A 1,044-nucleotide genomic window follows, 5' to 3' on the forward strand; every position below is an offset into this window, starting at 1 on the left:
TGTGCATGTTCAACAATTCGGTGATCGAATCCACCCATCAGGGAGGCTTCGATGCGCGACAACAGCTTCGATCGGACGATTGAAAGAAACTACATCCAGAAGTGGCGTTTTCTGATCGCTGAGTACGAGGCGGTGAAGGAGGGGCGGTCGGAGCAATTCCGCCGCGTCGGTGACTTCTACCGCCATCACGGCACTTGCTCGCAGACCTTCCGGAAGTACTACAACCGCTATCTGCAGAGCGGCGACGAGGCCGATCTGCTGCCGCGGCGCCGAGGACCTAAATGGCGGGATCGTCGTGTCCCGGAGGGCATCGAGGCAGAGATCGCCGCCGCCCGGCAGCGCGGCATGAACCGCTACGAGATCCATGCCGCCTTGCGGGAGCGGCGCGATCAGGTACCCTCGGAATCGACCATCTATCGGGTGCTGGTGGATCGGGGATTGAACCGCCGTACGCCGGCCATGCGCGAGGAGAAACGCCGCATTATCAAGGACAAGATCGGCGAACTCGGTCACGTCGACCTGCATCAATTGCCGCGCGACATGTTCCTGGCGCCGCCACCCAACACAGCTTTTGTCGTCAGCCTGCTCGACAGCTGCTCGCGTCTGGCCTGGGCCGAGGTCGTGACCTCGAAGAAGGCGCTGCCGGTGATGTTCAAGACGTTGAAGATGATCAACACGCTGAACGTCAGCTACGGCGTCCAGTTCGCCGAGATCCTGTCCGACAACGGCGCCGAGTTCGCCTCCCGAACCAATCCGGACGAGCACCCCTTCGAAGCGATGTTGCGCGAGCTCGGCATCGTGCACCGTTACACTCGGCCGTACCGCCCCCAGACCAACGGAAAAATCGAGCGCTTCTGGCGGACGCTCGACGAGGACGTGATCGAAGGTGCCACCTTCGACAACCTCGACCACTTCGCCAACGAGTTGTTCGAATATATGGTCTATTACAACAACTTCCGGCCTCACCAGGCCCTCGGCGGCAAAACCCCGAAGGACTTCGCCGCTGACAAAACTATGCGATCAACGAATTAGTGAACTTGCACA

The 1,044-nt window shown here is 60.2% G+C and carries 1 protein-coding gene; it reads left to right on the forward strand.

The features are described 5' to 3' along the window. Positions 1 to 51 precede the first annotated feature (51 nt). Positions 52 to 1,032: an integrase core domain-containing protein gene (locus VRZ08_RS25045; protein ID WP_264052243.1), complete on the forward strand. Its 981-nt coding sequence runs from the start codon at positions 52 to 54 to the stop codon at positions 1,030 to 1,032. Positions 1,033 to 1,044: the final 12 nt, after the last annotated feature.

This window comes from Rhodopseudomonas sp. G2_2311, assembly GCF_047501505.1.
Lineage (GTDB): Bacteria > Pseudomonadota > Alphaproteobacteria > Rhizobiales > Xanthobacteraceae > Rhodopseudomonas > Rhodopseudomonas palustris_H.

Coding starts and splice junctions, on each gene's coding strand:
- VRZ08_RS25045 (WP_264052243.1), top strand. CDS start 52: ATGCGCGACAACAGCTTCGATCGGACGATTGAAAGAAACTACATCCAG.